This window comes from Phaeodactylibacter luteus, from assembly GCF_007993045.1.
GTDB lineage: Bacteria > Bacteroidota > Bacteroidia > Chitinophagales > Saprospiraceae > Phaeodactylibacter > Phaeodactylibacter luteus.
In genome coordinates this window covers 1-1,162 of sequence record NZ_VOOR01000139.1, presented here as the reverse complement: position 1 = coordinate 1,162, position 1,162 = coordinate 1, and the positions used below count along the sequence as shown (strand labels likewise).

2 protein-coding genes are annotated in these 1,162 nt (G+C 48.5%); both read left to right on the top strand.

Annotated elements, in window-relative coordinates; all coding sequences use genetic code 11:
- A partial coding sequence (locus FRY97_RS21840) for a transposase (protein ID WP_147169744.1) occupies positions 1-252 on the top strand: 252 nt, incomplete at its 5' end.
- A complete protein-coding gene (locus tag FRY97_RS21835; protein WP_147169743.1) occupies positions 249-1,145 on the top strand; it encodes an IS3 family transposase in 897 nt (298 codons plus the stop codon). The genes FRY97_RS21840 and FRY97_RS21835, both read left to right, overlap by 4 nt.
- The last annotated feature ends 17 nt before the right edge of the window (positions 1,146-1,162 follow it).

Here is a 1,162-nt window from a genome sequence, read left to right as displayed (position 1 = left end):
GATGCAGCCTTCAAGGCTAAGATACTGGAATTACACGGGCAGGGCCGAACTGTAGCGTCTTTAGCGGCATCTTTTGGGGTCAATACGAGTGTGATCTATCAGTGGCGCAGAAAAGCCGCCGAAGAAAATCCCTGTGGAGCTAGTAAGGCCAGCGAAGAGGAAGTTAAAGATTTGCGCAAGCAACTTCGCGAAGTTGAATTAGAGCGTGATATTTTAAAAAAAGCCTTGGGCATTTTCAGCCGCCAAGCATAGCTGAAATATACGACGCCATTGACATGTTAAGTGCTGAATTTAGCATAGTCAAATTGTGTGAAATTTTAGGTGTCAGCCGGAGTGCTTATTATGCTTACTCGAAGGGTTCGACTTATCAGTTGAGCGATCAAAAATCTGAGGTGGGCCAGGCCGTTAAAGAAGTTTTTGAGGAACATAAAAGGCGCTACGGCTGGCGCAGGATTCAAGCGGAGCTGGCAAGCCGGGGTATCCAGGCGGGCCGCCACCAAATTAGAAGCCGGATGAAAGATCAAAATCTAATTGCCATTCAGCCTAAAAGCTTTGTGCCTAAGACGACACAAAGCCCTCCACACCTGCGTCGTAGCCCAAACTTGCTGCTCCAAAAGCCTAACCTGCCCGTTGCCCCCAATCAGGTGGTTGTAGGGGATATTACTTATCTGCCCAACGAGGAAGAACACTATGCCAAATGGCTTTATCTGGCCATCTGGCTTGATTTGTACAGCCACAGGATAGTAGGCTGGCATTTGGGTCGGCATATGGAAGAAAGCTTGGTTACAGAAGCTCTAAAACAGGTAATCCGGCAGCGGCAGCCCCGCGAAGGTTTCATTGTCCATTCGGACGGGGGCGGCCAGTATGGAGCCACCGGCTTCAGGGCTTTACTCCGGTCTAATGGCTTTCGCCAAAGTATGACCCGGAAAGATAATCATTACGATAATGCACACGCCGAATCTTTGTTTAGCCGCTTTAAAGCCGAGTTGCTTGACGGAGGTGTCTTTTATGGTTTGCAAGATGCCTACGATCATACTTTTGAGTATATCGAAGGCTACTACAATACCTGTCGCCGCCACTCGTCTATCGCATACTTGAGCCCCGTAGAATATGAGCGGAGGTTTTGGGAAAACGCTATCGGTTAGAAGGGGCCATTTTTTTT